The organism is Streptomyces sp. NPDC029169, assembly GCF_055563935.1.
This window is the reverse complement of record NZ_JBVHXA010000016.1, coordinates 159827-177639: the sequence shown is the minus strand read 5'-3', so window position 1 is coordinate 177639 and position 17813 is coordinate 159827. Positions and strand designations below refer to the sequence as shown.

The following is a 17813-nucleotide window of genomic DNA, read 5'->3' as shown; positions in this document are numbered from 1 at the left end:
GGAGACCCCGTGAAGGTCGGCTGCATCGGACTCGGCGACATCGCGCAGAAGGCTTATCTCCCCGTCCTCGCCGCCCTTCCTGGGGTCGAACTCCACCTCCAGACACGGACGAAGACGACCCTGGGCCGGGTCGCCGAGACCCACCACGTGCCGGAGCGCCGACGCCACAGCGACCTCGACTCGCTGCTCTCCGCCGGGCTCGACGCCGCCTTCGTGCACGCGCCGACGGCCGTGCACCCCGAGATCACCGCGCGGCTCCTCCAGGCCGGCGTACCGGCGTACGTCGACAAGCCGCTGGCGTACGAATACGCCGACTCCGAACGGCTCGTGGAGCTCGCGGAGGCGCGCGGGGTGAGCCTGGCCGTCGGCTTCAACCGCAGGCTGGCCCCCAGTTACGCGCAGTGCCTGGACCACCCCCGCGAGCTGATCCTCATGCAGAAGAACCGCGTCGGCCTCCCCGAGGACCCGCGCACGCTCGTCCTCGACGACTTCATCCACGTCGTCGACACGCTGCGCTTCCTGCTCCCCGGAGAGGTCGAGCGCACCGACGTACGCGCCCGGATCCGCGACGGGCTGATGCACCACGTCGTACTCCAGCTCTCCGGCGACGGCTTCACCGCCATCGGCATGATGAACCGCATGAGCGGCTCCACCGAGGAGATCCTGGAGGTCTCGGGCCAGGACACCAAGCGCCAGGTCCTCAACATCGCGGACGTCGTGGACCACAAGGGGCAGCCGACGATCCGCCGGCGTGGCGACTGGGTGCCGGTGGCCCGCCAGCGCGGCATCGAGCAGGCCGTACGCGCCTTCCTCGACGCCGTACGCGACGGCAGGACGGTCAGTGCCCGCGACGCCCTTCGGACTCACGAGCTGTGCGAGCGCGTGGTGCGCGAAGCACTGGCCCAGGCCTCCTGAGCGCCCCCATGCCCTCGGCGGCGCTGAGCGCGGCCAGGACGGTCAGGGCGCCGTACAACGGCCAGTCGCCGTACCGGACATAGCCCGTGGTCGACCGCGACAGCGGAACCTCGTAGACGGCCGCGGCGCTCCGGTCGGTACCCAACTGCGTGCCGATCCGGCTGCCGTCCGGCCCGTACACGGCGCTGACGCCGGTCAGCGTCGCGTGCACCATCGGGCGGCCGGACTCGGCCGCGCGCACCGCCGCCAGCGAGGCGTGCTGGGCGGGCGCCCAGCTGTCCTGGAACGTCGAGGTCGCCGACTGGGCGATCAGCACCTGGGCGCCCTCACGGGTCAGACGACGGCTCATGTCGGGGAACGCCGACTCGAAGCAGACCACCGGACCGATCCGCAGCGGGAGACGGCCCTCCTCGGCCGGCAGGGTCATCACCACCGGTTCCGTGCCGCGGCGCCGGTCCTCGGGGGCCGCCTTGCCGACCGAGGTCACCCAGCCGAGGACCGGGCGCAGCGGGATGTACTCGCCGAACGGCACGAGCCGCATCTTGTCGTACCGGTCGCCGGTCGGCCCCCGTTCCCCGATCAGCACGCTGCTCTTGAAGATGCCCGGCCGGTCGGCGCGCCGCGCGTCCACGTTGACGAGGATCGGCGCGTCCACGGCACGCGACAGGGCGGCCAGCCGGGCCGCGAGGTCGGGACGGGTGGTCAGATCCGCGCCGACGCTGCTCTCGCCCCAGACCACCAGGTCGAGGTCCCGGCCGACGAGCTCCCGGGTGAGTTCCTCACCGCGGGCGAACCTCCGCTCGGCGCCGCCCTCCCCGCCGTACACCCCCGGCTGGACGACGGCGATCCGCGCCGTGCCCTGCTCACGTGGTGGTGCGACACCCCACCACACCGTGCCGAGAGTGAGTGCGCACACCACGAGGCCGACCAGCGCCGTGAGCCGTACGGCGGCCGCCGACACCACAAGGAGTGCCACGGCCGTGTTGACCGCCACCACCAGCAGGGACGCCAGCCACACGCCTCCCACGGAGGCGAGCCGCAGAACGGGCGCGACCTGCCACTGACTCGCGCCGAGGAGACCCCAGGGCCCGCCCAAGCCCTCCCAGGAACGGGCGAGTTCGATGAGCAGCCAGCCGGAGGGCACGACGAGCATCGCGGCGGCGGCGCGCGGGCCGGACGGCTCGTTCCCGAGCATCGCCCGCACCAGCCAGCCCCACGGCAGCCACAACAGCCCGAGCAGCGCGGAGAGGACGAGAATGAAGACGTGCAGGTTCGGCATCAGCCACTGGTGGACGGCCAACATGAACCCGATGCCGCCCAGCCAGCCCTCCAGGGCCGCGCGGCGCGCGGTGGGCGCGGTGCGGAGCAGCAGCAGCCAGGGGACGAGCGCGACATAGGCGAACCACCACAGCGCGGGGGCGGGGAACGCGAGCGCGGGCAGGGCACCTGCGGCGACCGCGAGCACGGCGCGGGCGGCGCGGTGGGGCGTCGCGCCGGTGGTGTGCGCGGCGTCGCTGCCGCCACGGCCGAACGGGTTCCGCATGCCGCGTCGCCTCCAGATGTCGCCTCCAGTGTGCGCCGTACGACCGATGGAGCCGTACGACCGCTACAGGCGGCGCCATTTCTCCTCGACGACCACGGACCGCAGCCGCCAGCCGGCATCCGTCCGGTGCAGGGAGAACGTATAACGGCCGCCGCAGACGAAGTCCTCGCCCGACGCGAAACGCATCGGGTTCACATAGTCGGCACGGACGTCCGCGCTGTCGCCCGGGTAGCCGCCGAGGTCCTGGATACGGACCCGCCGGTTCACGATGAGGTGCTGGCGCACCGGGAAGAGCCGCATCGTCTCGGCGAGCCAGTCGGCGACCTCGGCCACCGGGCCCTCGACACCGCCGGAACCGCGGTAGTCGGCCCGGCCGTCGCGGGTGAACAGCGCCCGGTAGCCCGCCCAGTCGGAGTCGTCCACGGCCACCGCGTACCCGGTGACGAGGTCGTCGATGGCCAGCCGGTCCATCACGGTCGCGAGATCCACGCGCTGCGTCATCGCTTCAGTGTCGGGCAGCGGAGGCGGGGCGCCAAGAGCCGTGCGGCGTAGGCGTGGTCGGATACCGGTCATACTTCTCGGCGTCGGCGTCCCGTGAATCGCGCGGCCGTGCGGGCTACGCGGCCTCCCAGCGGTGCGGGCGGCCGCCGCGCCACTCCACCAGGTGCGGATCGTCGAGGATCATGTCGGCGTCCTCGAGTCCGGCTCGGCGCAGGAACTCGACGAGGTCGGTGTCGTTGTGCGCAAGGCCCACGATCTGTCCGCGGACGGTGACGCGCCGCCCGCCGCCGGGGGACGGGCGGTGCACGACGATCGGTGCTTGCCAGGCCATGGTTCCAGGGTGCGACGGGCACCCGAAGATCGCCCGGCGGCGGTCGTCCGGGGTCAGCCCGCGGACTCGCCCGCGTGGGGGCTGAGGGCGTCCGTGCCGACCAGGACGAAGAGCAGGATGCCGAGCGCGATCCGGTAGATCACGAAGGGCATGAAGCTCTTGGTGGTAATGAAGCGCATGAACCAGGCGATGACCGCGTAGCCGACGCCGAAGGCGATGATCGTCGCGAAGATCGTCGGACCCCACGACACATGGCCGCCCTCGGTCGCGTCCTTCAGCTCGAAGAGCCCCGAGGCCAGTACGGCGGGGATGGCGAGCAGGAACGAGTAGCGGGCCGCCGCCTCGCGGGTGTACCCCATCAGCAGGCCGCCGGAGATCGTCGCGCCCGAGCGGGAGACGCCCGGGATCAGCGCCATCGCCTGGCAGACGCCGAAGATCAGGCCGTCCTTCACGCCGAGGTCCTTGAGCGTCTTGCGCTCGCGGGCCGCGCGGTGCCGGCCGCCGGCCTCGTCGCGGGCGGCGAGCCGGTCCGCGACGCCCAGGACGATGCCCATCACGATGAGGGTCGTGGCGATCAGCCGCAGATCGCGGAAGGGGCCCTCGATGTGGTCCTTCAGCGTCACGCCGAGCACACCGATCGGGATCGAGCCGACGATGACCAGCCAGCCCATCTGGGCGTCGTGGTCGCTCCGCATCGACTTGTCGCCGAGCGAGCGGAACCAGGCCGAGACGATCCGCGCGATGTCCTTGCGGAAATAGATCAGGACGGCGGTCTCCGTGCCGATCTGGGTGATCGCGGTGAAGGCCGCGCCCGGGTCCTCCCAGCCCGCGAACGCGGCGGTGAGCCGGAGGTGCGCGCTGGAGGAGATGGGAAGGAACTCCGTCAGCCCCTGGACGAGTCCGAGGATGAATGATTCGAACCAACTCATGGGGCTAGGGCCGTCCCGAATGTGCTCGTGCCGTCAGAAAGGGGCGGTCGGATCTCGGATCGGAGATCAACCGCCGGTCGCTGCGCAGCGTACCGTCCCGACGTGACGGCCCCGATCTCAGGTCTCCGCAGGACCCTTCGTCGTCCAGCCGGCCGACCGCACATGGTGGGTCAGGCTCGCGGGGGCCGCCTCGTCGCCGCAGTGCGCGCACACGACGCGGGGGCTGAGCACCTCGCCGCAGCTGTGCTCCAGGATCACGGGGCGGTCCTCGGCGTTGAGATGACGGTCGCCCCAGGCCATCAGCGTCAGCAGGACGGGCTGCAGTTCCTCGCCGGCGGGAGTGGCCCGGTACTCGTGGCGCACCGGACGCTCGCTGTACGGCACCTTCTCGAGGATCCCGGCCTCCACGAGCCGCTTCAGGCGCGCGGTGAGGATGTCGCGCGGGGCGCCGGTGTTGCGGGCGATCCGGTCGAAGCGACGCACGCCGAGTGAGATCTCGCGCAGCACGAGCAGGGAGTACTTCTCGCCGACGAGGGCGAGCGCGTCGGCGATCGAGCAGGGGCGGGGGGCGGCCTTCATGCGCCCCAGCCTAAGGCAGGGACGAGGGGAGAGTTTGAAAACCCAACCGACTGGGCTATGTTACTCGCAGGTGTTGGTCCAGATATCCAACTCACCAGGTGAGCGAGGAGCCGTCATCATGCGCGACGCCGTCATCGTCGAAGCAGTCCGTACGCCTATAGGCAAGGGGAAGCCCGGCGGGGCCCTGTCGCAGGTCCACCCCGTCGCCCTGCTCTCCCACACCCTCAGCGCCCTGATCGAGCGCAGTGGCATCGACCCCGCCCTCGTCGACGACGTCATCGGCGGCACGGTCGACCAGGTCGGCGAGCAGGCCATGAACACCACCCGGTACGCCTGGCTCGGCGCCGGCTTCCCCGAGTCCGTGCCCGCCACCACCGTCGACCGGCAGTGCGGCTCCTCGCAGCAGGCCGTGCACTTCGCGGCCCAGGGGGTGCTCTCGGGGGCGTACGACATCGCCGTCGCCTGCGGGGTCGAGTCGATGAGCCGGGTCCCTATGTGGTCGAACGTCCCGCCCGGGGCCGACCCCTTCGGTCCGGGTGTCGCCGAGCGGTACCCCGAGGGCCTGGTGCCGCAGGGCATCAGCGCGGAGCTGATCGCGGCGAAGTGGTCGATCGGGCGCGAGGCCATGGACGAGTTCGCCGCCGCCTCGCACGCCAAGGCCGCGATGGCCTGGGAGGCCGGGCTGTTCGACGCCGAGGTCGTCGCGTACGGAGACGTCCGCCGTGACGAGTCGGTGCGGCCCTCGACCACGACCGAGATCCTCGCGGGGCTGCGGCCTGCCTTCCAGGACCCCGGCTTCGCCGAGCGCTTCCCGCAGATCGACTGGTCGGTGACGGCGGGCAACAGCAGCCCGACCAACGACGGCGCCTCCGCCGTCCTCGTCATGGCGGCCGAGACCGCCGAGCGTCTTGGCCTCCGCCCGCTCGCCCGGCTGCACAGCTTCGCGGTGACCGGTTCCGACCCGCTGCTCATGCTGACCGGCGTCATCCCCGCGACGGAGAAGGTGCTGCGCCGGGCCGGGCTCGGCCTCTCCGACATCGATCTCTTCGAGATCAACGAGGCGTTCGCGAGTGTCGTGCTCGCCTGGCAGCAGGAGACCGGCGCGGACCCGGCCAGGGTCAACGTCCACGGCGGCGCCATCGCCCTCGGCCACCCGCTCGGCGCGAGCGGCACCCGCCTGACGACCACCCTGGTCCACGCCCTGCACGCCCGGGGCGCGCGCTACGGCCTCCAGGCGATGTGCGAGGCGGGCGGCCTCGCGAACGCGATGATCGTCGAGGCGCTCTGAGGGCGGTGAGGGCGGGCCGCGGCGCCTGGAGCACCTCCGGCGCCCCGGCCTGTGCCCCGCGGGTGCCCGTGGACGGCCTGTGGCCCGAGGTGCCTGCGGACGGACCGTGGACTCCGCCTTCGCTAGTGCTGCTGCAAGGTTCCCGCGCCCGACAGGGGGCGCGGCTCGTCCTGTTGGTCCGCCGCCGCGGGCTTCGCCCGTAGGCCGTGGCGCTTGTGCCAGGCCACGGCTGCCGCGGCCAGGCCCGAGACGACGATGAAGCCCGTCGAGATGAGGAACGCGGGCGAGGTCGGCGACGCGGCCTCGCTGCCCGCCACCACGTACGCCGCCGTGTTCGGGATCGACCCGAGCCCTGTGGCCAGCAGGAACGGCGCGTACCCCATGCGGGAGACCGCCGCGCAGTAGTTGGCCGCCGCGAACGGCACCCCGGGGAAGAGCCGGATCGCCAGGATCGAGCGGAAGCCGTGCCGGCTCAGCTGCCCGTCCGCCGCCTTCAGCCAGCGGCCCCTGAGCAAGGGCCGCAGCGCGTCCTGCCCCAGCAGCCGCCCGAGCGTGAACGCGATGCCCGCCCCCAGGACCGTCCCGGCCAGGGCCGCCGCCACTCCCGCCTGCGTGCCGAAGAGCGCACCCGCCGCCAGGTTCAGGATCGGCCGCGGCACGAAGGCCGCGGTGAACACCCCGTACGCAAGCCCGAACAGCACCACCGCGCCCGCGCCGCTCGCCTGCGGCGGCCAGCCGGCGGCGAGCAGCCGCTGGGGCTCGTACAGCACCATGGTCGTCGCCGCGGCGAGCAGGAGCGCGGCGAGCAGGGACAGGCGCGACCAGGGCGACAGCAGAGCCCGGGAGCAGCGCAGAGCGAGGGAGCCCGGCGGCCGGGTGACGGGGTCGAGCATCCGGGGAGAGTAACCGACGCACCGGTGTGATCGCCGTAATGTCCGTCATCCGCCGTACTGCCATCCGATGAACAGTGATCCGCCGTACCGTGAGCCGTATGACGTCCGCGCCGCCGCCCGTCCCCGCCAGCCCACTCGCCGACACCGTGCTCGCCCGCCTCACCGAGGTCTACCCGGCGGCCGGCGACCCCTTCCGGGCCCAGGAGATGGTCGCGTACATGAAGGGCATCGCCCCCTTCCTCGGCATCCGCACCCCCGCGCGGCGCGCACTGTCCCGTGCCGTCCTGGACGGCACCCCACGCCCCGACGAGGCCGACTGCACCGCCGTCGCCCTGCGCTGCTTCGCCCTCCCCGAGCGCGAGTACCACTACTTCGCCGTCGACTACCTGCGCCGCCACGTCGGCCGCTGCTCGTCCGGCTTCCTGCCCGTCGCGCGGCACCTCGTCACCACCGACTCCTGGTGGGACACCGTCGACCATCTCGCCGCCCATGTGGTCGGCGGGCTCGTCGCCGCCGATCCGGCGCTCGCCGGGCGGATGGACGAGTGGATCGAGGACGACGACCCGTGGCTCGCGCGCACCGCGCTGCTGCACCAACTCCGGTTCAAGGGCACCACCGACACCGAGCGGCTGTTCGCGTACTGCCTGCGCCGCGCCGGGGACACCGACTTCTTCCTCCGCAAGGCCATCGGCTGGGCCCTGCGCGAGTACGCCAAGACCGGCCCGGACGAGGTGCGCGCGTTCGTCGACCACAACCGGGAACGCCTCTCGCCCCTTTCGGTGCGCGAGGCGCTCAAGAACCTCTGAACTCTCGCTCACGAGAAAATCGTTCGACGTCCGGCACGCCGCGGCGGATGATCGTGGGCATGTTCCGGTACGCCTTCCTCGCAGCACGGCCCGCAGTCGCGGCCGCGCCGAAGGCTGCCGTCCTCGACCTCGCTCCCACCGCCGCATTCGACGGCGCCCGAAGCTGACCCTCCCCGGATCGTCCGGCGGACCCCGTAGGGGGAGGGTCGGTCCGGCCCCGGGGTCCCCTCACACGCTTCGAGCTCAAGGAACGAGCGAACCATGCCCAAGACGGCATACGTGCGCACCAAGCCGCACCTGAACATCGGCACCATGGGCCACGTCGACCACGGCAAGACCACCCTCACCGCCGCCATCACCAAGGTCCTCAGCGAGCGCGGGACCGGCACCTTCGTGCCCTTCGACCGCATCGACCGCGCCCCTGAGGAGGCCCAGCGCGGCATCACCATCAACATCGCGCACGTCGAGTACGAGACCGGCACCCGCCACTACGCCCATGTCGACATGCCCGGCCACGCCGACTACGTCAAGAACATGGTCACCGGCGCCGCCCAGCTCGACGGGGCGATCCTCGTCGTCTCGGCGCTCGACGGGATCATGCCGCAGACCGCCGAGCACGTGCTCCTCGCCCGGCAGGTGGGCGTGGACCACATCGTCGTCGCGCTCAACAAGGCCGACGCCGGGGACGACGAGCTGACCGACCTGGTCGAGCTGGAGGTACGGGAGCTGCTGACCGCGCACGGCTACGGCGGCGACAGCGTCCCCGTCGTCCGGGTCTCCGGACTCAAGGCCCTGGAGGGGGACACCCGGTGGACCGCGGCGATCGAGGCGCTCCTCGACGCCGTGGACACGTACGTACCGATGCCGGTGCGCTATGTGGACGCGCCGTTCCTGATGTCCGTCGAGAACGTGCTCACCATCACCGGCCGCGGCACCGTCGTCACGGGCGCCATCGAGCGGGGCACGGTCCGGGTCGGCGACCGCGTGGAGGTCCTGGGGGCCGAGACCGAGACGGTCGTCACCGGGGTCGAGACCTTCGGCAAGCCCATGGAGTCCGCCGAGGCCGGCGACAACGTGGCGCTGCTGCTGCGCGGGGTCCCGCGTGACGCGGTCCGCCGCGGGCACGTGGTGGCGGCGCCCGGCAGCGTCGTGCCGAGCCGGCGCTTCACCGCGCAGGTGTACGTCCTGTCGGGCGCGGAGGGCGGTCGCACCACCCCCGTCTCCACCGGCTACCGGCCGCAGTTCTACATCCGCACCGCGGACGTCGTCGGCGACGTCGACCTCGGTGCGGCGGCCGTCGCCCGCCCCGGCGACACGGTCACCATGACCGTCGAGCTCGGCCGTGACGTACCGCTGGAGCCCGGTCTCGGCTTCGCGATCCGCGAGGGCGGCCGTACGGTCGGCGCCGGCACGGTCACGACGGTGGACTGAGCACCGGCTCCTCCTGTCGTGGAGCTCCTCGGGCCGGGGCTCCTCGGGGGCTCGGGGTTCCTCGGGCCGGGGCTCCTCGGGCCGGGCGGAGGTCGCCGCGGAAGCGGCGGCCTCCGTGTGGGCACAATGAGAGCGTGAACGAGGCCAACGAGCAGATCCCCGTCGTCCGCGACGTCGACGGAGGCACCGCCCGGCTCATGCCGGACATCGACCGGGAACGGGCCTGGCTGCTCACGGTCGACGGCGCACCGCAGTCGTACGTCGACCTGGACGAGCCGACGCACCTCGAGTTCGAGTACGCGCGCCGGCTCGCCCATGTCGTCGACGGCCTCGCCGACGAGGGCGCGCCGCTGTCCGTGCTGCACCTCGGCGGCGGGGCGCTCACCCTGCCCCGGTACGTCGCGGCCACCCGCCCCGGTTCGCGCCAGGACGTCGTGGAGGCCGACCAGGGGCTGCTCGGCCTGGTCGCCGAGCACCTTCCGCTGCCGGAGGGCTCCGGGGTCACCGTGCACGGGGCCGATGCCCGCGCATGGCTGGAGAGCGCGCCCGCCGCTTCCGTGGACGTGCTGATCGCCGATGTCTTCGGAGGCTCGCGGGTCCCCGCGCACCTGACTTCCGTGGAGTACGCGCGCGAGGCCCGGCGCGTGCTGAAGCCGGGCGGGACCTACGCCGCCAACCTGGCCGACGGCGCCCCGTTCGCCTTCCTCCGTTCCCAACTGGCCACCCTGGCGACCGTCTTCCCCGAGCTGGCGCTGATCGCCGAACCGGCCGTGCTGCGCGGCCGCCGCTTCGGCAACGCCGTCCTCGTCGCCTCCGACCGGGACATCGACACGGCCCGTCTTGCCCGGCGCACGGCCGCGGACGCGTTCCCCGCGCGCGTGGAGTACGGGGAGACCCTCACGCGCTTCACCGGGGACGCCCGTCCGGTGGGCGACGCGGACGCGGTGCCCTCTCCCGTACCGCCGGACGGGGCGTTCAGCATCGGGTGACGGTCAGCGGACCGTACCGGCGCTCGCGTCCTGCTCCGACCGTACGGAGGGACCGGACGCGACCTCCTTCGTACGGCGCGTCAGGTTCCGTACGTCGGGGACGAGCAGGACCAGTGCGGTCACGACGACGATCAGCGTCGCCGAACCCCACAGCGCCTGACTCCGGCCGAAGAGGCTCTCCGCCGGGCCCGCGAGGGCCGTGGACAGCGGGAGCATGGCCGTCGAGCCGAACCAGTCGTACGCCGCGACGCGGGACAGCTTCTCCTCCGGGATCTCCTGGTGCAGCGTCGTCATCCACGCCACACCGAACACCTCGATGGCCACGCCGCTGACGAACATGGCGGCCGAGAGCCCGACGACGTCGAGCGGCACCGCGAGCGCAGCCGAGGGGAGGGCGATCGGGAAGACGCCCAGGGTGCCGACGAGCAGCATCCTGCGCGGCTTCCAGCGCATCATCAGCAGCGCGCCGGAGAGCGTGCCCACACCGAACGCGGCGAGCGCCAGCCCCCAGGGCCGGGCGCCGCCGAGCTCGTCCCGGGCGACCAGCGGTCCGTACACGGACTCGGCCGCGCCGACGAGGGCGACCACGATGGAGAACTGGGCCACGATCGACCACAGCCAGGGCCGCCCGATGAACTCGTGCCAGCCCTCGCGCAGATCGGAGAGCAGCCCGCCGCCCGCCGTGCGCTCGGCGATGTGGCTGACGTCGAGGAAGGCCCGGAGCGCGCCGGCGACGGCGAACGCGGCGGCGTCGACGGCGAGGACCCAGCCGGGGCCGACGGCGGCGATCATCGCCCCGCCGAGCGCGGCCCCGCCGATCCCGGCGCCGTGCATCGCCATCCGGAAGAGGGCGAAGGCGCGGCTGACCTGTTCGCCGCTGACGCTGGACATCAGCATGCCCTCGGCCGCCGGGCTGAAGAAGGCCTGGCCCGTTCCGCACAGCGCCGTCAGCAGCATCATCTGCCACAGCTGCGGGTCGCCCGCGAGGACGAGGACGGCGAAGACGGCCTGCGAGAGGCAGTTCAGGGCGTTGGCGGCCACCATCACCCGGTGCCGGGGTATCCGGTCGGCGACGGCGCCGCCGATGAGCAGGAAGAGGACGAGCGGGAGGGTGCGGGCCGCCGCCACCAGGCCCACGTCGCCGCCGTCGCCGCCGGACTCGATCACCGCGAACGCCGCCGCGATCAGGGCACCGTGGGTGCCGAGGTTGGTGACGATCGCGGCGGCGGTCAGCAGCAGGTAGTTGCGGCCGGCCCATTCGGGGCGGCGGGAGCGCGGCGGGGTGGGGGAGGAGGCGGCGGGAGTACTCACCCCGGGACTATCCCTGGCGCCGCCGCCTCCCGCCAACCCGATGACCCGTCAGGACGAGGCCGGGGCCAGCCGTACCGTCGAGAGGATCTGCTGGATCGTCGCGTCCGGCAGCTCGTCCTTCACGCCGTCGGCCCCGTAGAGCACGAAGCTCGAGAAATCGCCCTGGGCGTTCTTGAAGGAGAAGGCGAGGGACTTGCCGTCCGACTCGCACGCGTTCCGCTTCTTGATCCCCGGGGCGGTGGCCGTCGCGACGCTGCCGGTGAGGCCGGACTTGGTGGTGTACGGCACGGCCTTGGTGATCTTGATGGTGCCCTTGGGCATGTGCTGGGCGTAGCCCGCCCACACCCAGTTGCCGGCCTCGTTGTACGCCGCCTCGGCGGTGTCCTTGGCGCCCTGGCCGCCCTTGGTGCCGGCGCTGCTCAGGCCCCAGTGCTCCTCGGAGCCGTCCTTGTTGGTGTCGAACGTGCACCACTTGCTCTTGTACCGCGTGGGGCTCGACATGGTGACGACCGGAGAGCCGTCGCCCTTCTTCTCGTCCTCGAAGAAGGTGACCGTGCCGGGCTTCAGGACCTCCCACTCGGGCGGTACGTCGAACAGCGTCCCGTACTTCGGGTTGTGGACGACCTTCCAGCCCGGGATCGTCGGCTGCTGCGCGGCGTCGTCGCGCGGGTTGTCGATCGGCGGGGAGGACGCGGCGGAGCCGGAGCTGGAAGCGGAGACGGAGGGCTTCGGGTCGTCGCCCGCCTTGGTGCCCTTGTCGTCGTCCTTGCCGAGGACCAGGAAACCGGTGACGCCGGCGGCGACGACCACGGCGGTCGCGGCGACGATGGCGATCAGGGTCGTCTGCTTCTTCTTGCCGTCACCAGGTCCGCCCGGCCCGCCCTGCGGCGCTCCCGGCATCGCGTACTGCGGAACGGTCGGCTGCTGGTACGGGTTGGGCTGCTGGTAGCCCGGCTGCGCCGGCTGCTGGGGGTAACCCGGCTGCGTGGGCGGCTGCGGCGGCTGCTGCGGGTACCCGGGCTGCTGCTGGTAGCCGGGTTGTTGATAGGGGTTCGGCTGCTGGTACCCCGACTGCTGGTAGGGGTTCTGGTTCTGGTCCTGCGGGTTCTGCTCGCCCCCGGGCGGCTGCTGTCCTGGCCACATGGCCAGTAACCATAGAGGTGTGGCGAGAACGCTGCCACGCCCGCCCCCGCGCGGGCGGGGTGGCGCAGGGATGGCCATCCCTGCTACTCGCGGGTAACATCGCTGCATGAGCGCAGACCAGATGTCCGTCGGCGAGATGCTCGCCGCCACGGTTCCCATGGCCAGGACCCTCAACCTCGAGTTCCTGGAGACCACTTCCGAGCGTGCCGTCGTCCGGCTGCCGGACCAGGCCGACTACCACAACCACGTCGGCGGCCCGCACGCCGGAGCCATGTTCACCCTGGCCGAGTCGGCCAGCGGCGCGATCGTCCTGGCAGCCTTCGGCGACCAGCTGAACCGCGCGGTGCCGCTCGCGGTCACCGCCGAGATCGGCTACAAGAAGCTGGCCATGGGCGTCGTCACCGCCACCGCCACCCTGGGCCGCCCGGCCGCCGAGGTCGTCGCGGAACTGGACGCGGGCGATCGCCCGGAGTTCCCCGTCCACATCGCGATCACGCGCGAGGACGGCGCGGTGACGGGCGAGATGACGGTCCTCTGGACGCTCCGCCCGAACGGCCAGGGGAAGTAGCGGGCCGCTGAGCCGCCGGCGGCCGGGGTTGGGGCGCTCCCGGTCACCGGCGGCTTTCGGCTGCCGGCGGCTCTTCCTGGCGCTGTCCTCCCGGCGGCTCCGGTCGCCGGCGGCTCGTCCTGGCGCTTTTCTCCCCCCAGCTCCGGTCGCTGGCGGCTCGTCCTGGCGTCTTCGGTCCCGCGGCCGCGGTCCCGGGCGTTCCCGGCCCGGGCCACGTCCCGGGCGTTCCCGGCCCGGGCCACGTCCCGGGCGTTCCGTCCCGGCCGCCCCGTCGCCGGGCGTTCCGTTCCGGCCGGCCCCGTTCCGGGGTTTCTGTGCCGCGGCCGCGAGCGGCGGGTGCTTAGCCGATGGCGACGACGCGTGCCCAGGCGGGCGGGGAGTCCGGGACGTAGTCGGGGTTCTCCTCGTTGTTCGACCGGGCCGACCCCGCGCGGGAGAAGAGGCCCACCACCGTCCGGCACGGTGGTGGAGTGCTCGGCCAGGGGGTCTGGCCGTCGGTCAGGGCCACGATCACGTCCGGGCGGGGATGGGTGCGCAGGGCCCGGGCGAACCCCGTGCGCAGATTCGTACCCCCGCCGCCGACCAGCGGGATTCCCTCCGCACGGCACAGCGGGTGCGCGACCCGGGCCGCCGCGTCGCACGGCAGCACGGTGACCAGGTCGCGACGGCCGCCCACGGCGCGGGAGATCGCGGCGACCTCGAGCAGCGCGCTGCCCAGCTCGGCATCGCTGACCGAGCCCGAGGTGTCGATGATCACGGAGACCCGAGGCGGCCTGCGCCGCAGGCTCGGGAGCACGACCCCGGGCAGCCCGGTCGAGCGCCGGGACGGACGGCCGTACGTGTAGTCGTCGCCCGCGCCCGGTCCCGACGCCGCTGAGCGGACCGCCGCTCCCAGCAACTCCCGCCAGGGCTGCGGCGAGTGGAACGCCTCCTCCGCCCACCGCCGCCACCCCTTCGGGGCGCTCCCCGGACGGCCGGCGATGCCCTGGGCCACGCGGAACCGCACCGTGTCCCGCTCCTGTTCGCTCAGGCCGTGCGCGCCGTCCGGTCCCAGGTCCCACTCCCGTTCCCGGCCGTCGGCGCCACTGCCGCAGTCCAGCCAGGCGAGGTCCTGTGTCCACGGGCCGAGCCGGAAGTGCCGTAGGTAGTCCTCCATGAGCATGCCCGCGGGCAGACTCAAGGACCCTGGCACGACAGCCCCTTCGGGCAGGACCAGGCCGTCGCCGAACACGTCGTCGTTGATCTCCATGTCCGCGGCGATGTTCATCCGCAGCCGCTCCCCGGGGCCCGTCAGGCCGCGCTCCCGCGCGACCCGGTCGCCCCGTCCGTGGTGGTCGCGCAGCAGGTGCGACACCTCGTGCACCCACACCCCCGCCAGCTCCTCGACCGGGGTACGGTCCACGAACCCGGGCGAGACGTAGCACCGCCAGTGCCGGTCGACCGCCATGGTCGGCACCTGCCGCGACTCCACCGTGTGCAGGGCGAACAGCGCCGTCGCCAGGTAGGGCCGGGCCCGGGCGGCGTGCAGTCGGGCCGAGAAGAGCTTGTCGAGATCCAGCGTCCCCGGCGCACCGGAGGTCATCGGTGGCCCTGCGCGGCCGCAGCGGTCATGGCGGCCGCCCGGGCCGCCGCGTCGTCCGCGCGCCGGGACAGGGAGACCACGCCCGCGAGCCGCTCGATCGACGCCGGAACGTCCCAGTCCCCCTGCCGCAGCGAGGCGAGCGTCGTCGCCGGGACGACCACCAGGTCCGGGGCCCCGGTCTCGAGCGCCCGCACCAGGAGCGCCCAGGCCGCGTCCCAGCGCGCCTTGTCCGGCCGCCCGCGGACCGCCGCCACCACTCCGTCCAGTACGGCCTGGCGCAGATCCCCTCGCTCGGGCAGCTCCGCGGCCGCCGGGTCGGCGAGCAGCACCTCGGGGTCGGGGAGCTCCATCCGGTCCAGGCTCGCCAGGAGTTCGAGGCCCGGACCGTCACCCACGGTGCCCCGGACCAGTTGGGACAGTACGTCGCGGGAGGAGCCGGCCGCGGTCGCGAAGGCGATCAGACGGAGGGTCATGTCCCAGCTACGGGGCGACGGCCACGGGCCGCCCCGCCGCGTCTCGTTGCTCGGCAGCCGGTGCACGAGCGTGGGGCGGGCGGAGAGGAGGCCGCACACCGCGCGGCGGGCGTACTCCACGGCAGCCGGCAGCTTCTCCGGGTCCAGCCGGGGCAGGGTTGCCCGGGGCCAGGTCCCGCCGAGACCGCGGACCACGACCTCCTGGTCGTGGGTCCATTGGAGATGGACGAACCGGTTGGCCAGGGGCGGGCTCAGCTCCCAGCCGTCGGCCGCCGAGGAACGCGGGTTGGCGGCGGCCACGATCCGTACCCCCGGCGGCAGTTGGAGCGCGCCGATCCGCCGCTCCAGGACCAGGCGGAGCAGCGCGGCCTGCACGGACGGCGGCGCGGTGGACAGCTCGTCCAGGAACAGCAGGCCACGGCCGGCCCGGACCAGTCGCACCGCCCAGTCCGGCGGGGCCATCGGGACGCCCTGTTCGGCGGGATCGTCGCCGACGATCGGCAGCCCCGAGAAGTCGGACGGCTCGTGCACGCTGGCGATGACCGTGGTCAGCGGGAGGTCCAGCTCCTCGGCGAGCTGGGTGAGGGCCGCGGTCTTGCCGATCCCCGGCTCACCCCAAAGGATCACCGGCAGGTCGGCCGCCACGGCCAGGGTCAGGGCCTCCAGTTGGGTGTCGGGGCGCGGTTCGGTGGTGGTGTCGCTCAGCAGGGCCAGCAGCGCGCCGGCGACATCGAGCTGGGGAGTGTGGGCAGGGGCGTATGTGGGCATGGTGATCACCTTTGGGTTCGTGGTCAGACATGGGTGCGGCAGAGCGCCGGGGCGGGAGCCCCGAGTTGGGAGCCCGGCGACGAGAGCCTCGGGTCGGCAGCCCGGCGACGAGAGCCTCGGTCGGGAGCGCCGGGTCGAGCGCCTCGGGTCGGAGCGTCAGTGCGCGAGGCGCGGGCGTGAGCGGTGGTCGCGGGGCCTGGCCGGGGCCGGGCAGACGCGGTCGGGCCCGGGGCCGGCGAGGCCCGCCCGGAACAGGCCGTAGGCGATCCGCCGTTGCGCGGTCGCCTCAAGGGCGTCCCGGAGCGGGCCGCCCCGCAGCGTCGCGTCCGGCCCGAGCAGGCCTTCGACGACGGCCAGCGCTCCGGTGATGTCACCGTGGTGGAGTCGTTCGCGGACGCCGACGAGGCAGTCCGGGCGGCGGTGCGCCTCGTCGATCGCCTGCAGGCAGGGGAGCGGGGTACCGCTCAGCGCCACGAGCAGCTCCTCCCGGCGGATCTCGTCCGCGCCGTGGTCCAGCGGAACCAGTACGCCGTCGACCAGACCGATCCGGTGCCGGGCTCCCCGGCACTCCACGAGACGTGGTCCGGCGACCTGGTCCTCCCGCGGGGAGACCGGACCGGGAGGCGCGTGATCCGGTACGAGTGCTGCGGCGACCAGCGGGTGCAGCCGGTCGGCCTCGATCGCGCCGGTACGGATCAGGTCCAGATCGGGCAGCACCCAAGTCGCCGCGTCCGGCAGGACCGGCACCCCGGGGCCGCCGGGGCCCGGGGAGGCCGAGGCGATCCGCCACCCGGGCGGCGCGCCGGGGCCGACCGGATCCCCGTCCGGGGCCAGGTCGAGGCGCACGTCCAGGATCAGTCGGTGCCGGGGCCCGATGCGTACGGTCACAGGGCCACCGGACCTGCCCTCGGCCTGGAGCAGGTGCCCCGCCTCGGCCGCCCATCGGTCGACGGCACAGCGGTAGCCCTCCGGCACCGGCAGGTCGGGCGCACGCGTCGGTGGCCCGTCGGCCTCCGAGCGGACCCGCAGCTCGTCGGTCCTGCGCGCGTCCCACAGGTGGCGGTGCAGGTCGAGACGGAACCGCCGGCTGGGACGGGGGTGCGGATGGCGGCGGGCCGCGGCCGCCTCGCGAGGAGACCCGTCCCAGAGCGCGAGGCTGATCCGCTGACCGCCGTCCGCCCAGGCCGGGGGAGTCCGGACCACGAGATGCAGCGTGCCCGTACGCCCGGGCTCCGCGGTGCCGTTGCGGGCCGACGTGTCGCCTCGGGCCACCGTGTCGTACCGGGCCACGGTGTCGCCCGGGGCCACCGCGTCGTACTGGGCCACCGTGTCGCCCCGGGCCACCGTGTCGCCCGGAGCCACCGTGTCGCCCGGAGCCACCGTGTCGCCCCGAGCCACGGTGTCTCCCCCGGCCACCGCGTCGTACCGAGCCAACGGAATCGTCAGCCCCGGCCGCAGCAGCCCGTACGGAGCGATCCTCGGCATGTGCCAGCGCAGCAGGTCAGGAGCCAGATGGCGGAGATCACGCCGGATCCGCCCGGCGAGTTCCCTGCCGTGGGTCCGCGCCACGGAACGGAGGTCGAGATCGACATCGACGCGCGCGGCGGCGCAAGCCCCGGCCCAGTCCCCGGCACGGCGGCGGGCGGTCGCGGTCTCGATCATGGAGGGCGGCACGGCGAACTCGCGCACGCGCGGCCAGAAGGACAGGAAGGAAGGGTGGGAATCCCCGTACGCAGTGTGAGTGGACATCAGCACTCACCTTG

Annotated in this window: 17 protein-coding genes; 6 read left to right on the top strand and 11 right to left on the bottom strand. The window is 73.3% G+C overall.

What is annotated here, in order from left to right; translation table 11 throughout:
• Window positions 1–9 precede the first annotated feature (9 nt).
• The gene (locus ACZ4VI_RS26970) at window positions 10–915 is read left to right on the top strand and encodes a Gfo/Idh/MocA family protein (protein ID WP_468003249.1); all 906 of its coding nucleotides are present in this window, start codon (window positions 10–12) and stop codon (window positions 913–915) included.
• On the opposite strand, the gene lnt is transcribed toward ACZ4VI_RS26970, so the two are convergent.
• The 5 genes from lnt to ACZ4VI_RS26945 form a co-directional block, all read right to left on the bottom strand.
• Window positions 839–2458, bottom strand: a complete 1620-nt coding sequence (gene lnt, locus ACZ4VI_RS26965; RefSeq protein WP_468003248.1) for an apolipoprotein N-acyltransferase — start codon at window positions 2456–2458, stop codon at window positions 839–841. The two genes, ACZ4VI_RS26970 and lnt, sit on opposite strands and share 77 nt — an antisense overlap.
• 63 nt (window positions 2459–2521) lie before the next feature.
• On the bottom strand, window positions 2522–2959 hold the full coding sequence (locus tag ACZ4VI_RS26960; protein ID WP_468003246.1) for a nuclear transport factor 2 family protein: 438 nt from the start codon (window positions 2957–2959) through the stop codon (window positions 2522–2524).
• A 115-nt stretch (window positions 2960–3074) separates the two neighbouring features.
• A complete protein-coding gene (locus tag ACZ4VI_RS26955; RefSeq protein ID WP_137990668.1) occupies window positions 3075–3290 on the bottom strand; it encodes a hypothetical protein in 216 nt (71 codons plus the stop codon).
• A 53-nt stretch (window positions 3291–3343) separates the two neighbouring features.
• Window positions 3344–4219, bottom strand: coding sequence for an undecaprenyl-diphosphate phosphatase (locus tag ACZ4VI_RS26950; RefSeq protein WP_468003244.1), 876 nt, complete (start codon window positions 4217–4219; stop codon window positions 3344–3346).
• A 117-nt stretch (window positions 4220–4336) separates the two neighbouring features.
• Window positions 4337–4798 carry a winged helix-turn-helix transcriptional regulator gene (locus ACZ4VI_RS26945; RefSeq protein ID WP_468003242.1) on the bottom strand — a complete coding sequence of 154 codons (462 nt, stop codon included), beginning with the start codon at window positions 4796–4798 and terminating at the stop codon, window positions 4337–4339.
• Window positions 4799–4916: 118 nt separating this feature from the next.
• Here ACZ4VI_RS26945 and ACZ4VI_RS26940 point away from each other — a divergent pair, with 118 nt between their 5' ends.
• Window positions 4917–6086 carry a thiolase family protein gene (locus tag ACZ4VI_RS26940; protein WP_468003240.1) on the top strand — a complete coding sequence of 390 codons (1170 nt, stop codon included), beginning with the start codon at window positions 4917–4919 and terminating at the stop codon, window positions 6084–6086.
• A gap of 122 nt (window positions 6087–6208) precedes the next feature.
• On the opposite strand, the gene ACZ4VI_RS26935 is transcribed toward ACZ4VI_RS26940, so the two are convergent.
• A complete protein-coding gene (locus ACZ4VI_RS26935) occupies window positions 6209–6979 on the bottom strand; it encodes a TVP38/TMEM64 family protein (protein WP_468003238.1) in 771 nt (256 codons plus the stop codon).
• Between the two features lie 98 nt (window positions 6980–7077).
• Between ACZ4VI_RS26935 and ACZ4VI_RS26930 the strand changes: the two genes are divergently transcribed.
• From ACZ4VI_RS26930 to ACZ4VI_RS26920, 3 genes are all read left to right on the top strand, one after another.
• On the top strand, window positions 7078–7785 hold the full coding sequence (locus ACZ4VI_RS26930; protein ID WP_468003236.1) for a DNA alkylation repair protein: 708 nt from the start codon (window positions 7078–7080) through the stop codon (window positions 7783–7785).
• A 261-nt stretch (window positions 7786–8046) separates the two neighbouring features.
• On the top strand, window positions 8047–9216 hold the full coding sequence (gene tuf / locus ACZ4VI_RS26925; protein ID WP_468003235.1) for an elongation factor Tu: 1170 nt from the start codon (window positions 8047–8049) through the stop codon (window positions 9214–9216).
• Window positions 9217–9413: 197 nt separating this feature from the next.
• Window positions 9414–10205 (top strand): spermidine synthase, encoded by a 792-nt coding sequence (locus ACZ4VI_RS26920; protein ID WP_468003312.1) that lies wholly within the window; start codon window positions 9414–9416, stop codon window positions 10203–10205.
• A gap of 3 nt (window positions 10206–10208) precedes the next feature.
• Here the strand turns inward: ACZ4VI_RS26920 and ACZ4VI_RS26915 are convergent, their stop codons facing one another.
• Window positions 10209–11516: an MFS transporter gene (locus ACZ4VI_RS26915; RefSeq protein WP_468003233.1), complete on the bottom strand. Its 1308-nt coding sequence runs from the start codon at window positions 11514–11516 to the stop codon at window positions 10209–10211.
• Window positions 11517–11564: 48 nt separating this feature from the next.
• Entirely contained in the window at window positions 11565–12659 is a 1095-nt protein-coding gene (locus ACZ4VI_RS26910; RefSeq protein WP_468003232.1) for a DUF8017 domain-containing protein, read from the bottom strand.
• A 106-nt stretch (window positions 12660–12765) separates the two neighbouring features.
• Here ACZ4VI_RS26910 and ACZ4VI_RS26905 point away from each other — a divergent pair, with 106 nt between their 5' ends.
• Entirely contained in the window at window positions 12766–13227 is a 462-nt protein-coding gene (locus tag ACZ4VI_RS26905) for a DUF4442 domain-containing protein (protein WP_468003230.1), read from the top strand.
• 340 nt (window positions 13228–13567) lie between these two features.
• Here the strand turns inward: ACZ4VI_RS26905 and ACZ4VI_RS26900 are convergent, their stop codons facing one another.
• The 3 genes from ACZ4VI_RS26900 to ACZ4VI_RS26890 all read right to left on the bottom strand — a co-directional run bounded on the left by ACZ4VI_RS26900 (window position 13568) and on the right by ACZ4VI_RS26890 (window position 17799).
• The gene (locus ACZ4VI_RS26900) at window positions 13568–14809 is read right to left on the bottom strand and encodes a vWA domain-containing protein (protein ID WP_468003228.1); all 1242 of its coding nucleotides are present in this window, start codon (window positions 14807–14809) and stop codon (window positions 13568–13570) included.
• Window positions 14806–16050 (bottom strand): AAA family ATPase, encoded by a 1245-nt coding sequence (locus ACZ4VI_RS26895; protein ID WP_468003226.1) that lies wholly within the window; start codon window positions 16048–16050, stop codon window positions 14806–14808. The genes ACZ4VI_RS26900 and ACZ4VI_RS26895 overlap by 4 nt, the downstream gene beginning before the upstream one ends.
• Before the next feature lie 156 nt (window positions 16051–16206).
• Window positions 16207–17799 (bottom strand): hypothetical protein, encoded by a 1593-nt coding sequence (locus tag ACZ4VI_RS26890; RefSeq protein WP_468003224.1) that lies wholly within the window; start codon window positions 17797–17799, stop codon window positions 16207–16209.
• Between the last annotated feature and the right edge of the window lie 14 nt (window positions 17800–17813).

Coding starts and splice junctions, on each gene's coding strand:
- lnt (WP_468003248.1), bottom strand. CDS start 2,458: ATGCGGAACCCGTTCGGCCGTGGCGGCAGCGACGCCGCGCACACCACC.
- ACZ4VI_RS26960 (WP_468003246.1), bottom strand. CDS start 2,959: ATGACGCAGCGCGTGGATCTCGCGACCGTGATGGACCGGCTGGCCATC.
- ACZ4VI_RS26955 (WP_137990668.1), bottom strand. CDS start 3,290: ATGGCCTGGCAAGCACCGATCGTCGTGCACCGCCCGTCCCCCGGCGGC.
- ACZ4VI_RS26950 (WP_468003244.1), bottom strand. CDS start 4,219: ATGAGTTGGTTCGAATCATTCATCCTCGGACTCGTCCAGGGGCTGACG.
- ACZ4VI_RS26945 (WP_468003242.1), bottom strand. CDS start 4,798: ATGAAGGCCGCCCCCCGCCCCTGCTCGATCGCCGACGCGCTCGCCCTC.
- ACZ4VI_RS26940 (WP_468003240.1), top strand. CDS start 4,917: ATGCGCGACGCCGTCATCGTCGAAGCAGTCCGTACGCCTATAGGCAAG.
- ACZ4VI_RS26935 (WP_468003238.1), bottom strand. CDS start 6,979: ATGCTCGACCCCGTCACCCGGCCGCCGGGCTCCCTCGCTCTGCGCTGC.
- ACZ4VI_RS26930 (WP_468003236.1), top strand. CDS start 7,078: ATGACGTCCGCGCCGCCGCCCGTCCCCGCCAGCCCACTCGCCGACACC.
- tuf (WP_468003235.1), top strand. CDS start 8,047: ATGCCCAAGACGGCATACGTGCGCACCAAGCCGCACCTGAACATCGGC.
- ACZ4VI_RS26920 (WP_468003312.1), top strand. CDS start 9,414: ATGCCGGACATCGACCGGGAACGGGCCTGGCTGCTCACGGTCGACGGC.
- ACZ4VI_RS26910 (WP_468003232.1), bottom strand. CDS start 12,659: ATGTGGCCAGGACAGCAGCCGCCCGGGGGCGAGCAGAACCCGCAGGAC.
- ACZ4VI_RS26905 (WP_468003230.1), top strand. CDS start 12,766: ATGAGCGCAGACCAGATGTCCGTCGGCGAGATGCTCGCCGCCACGGTT.
- ACZ4VI_RS26900 (WP_468003228.1), bottom strand. CDS start 14,809: ATGACCTCCGGTGCGCCGGGGACGCTGGATCTCGACAAGCTCTTCTCG.
- ACZ4VI_RS26895 (WP_468003226.1), bottom strand. CDS start 16,050: ATGCCCACATACGCCCCTGCCCACACTCCCCAGCTCGATGTCGCCGGC.
- ACZ4VI_RS26890 (WP_468003224.1), bottom strand. CDS start 17,799: ATGTCCACTCACACTGCGTACGGGGATTCCCACCCTTCCTTCCTGTCC.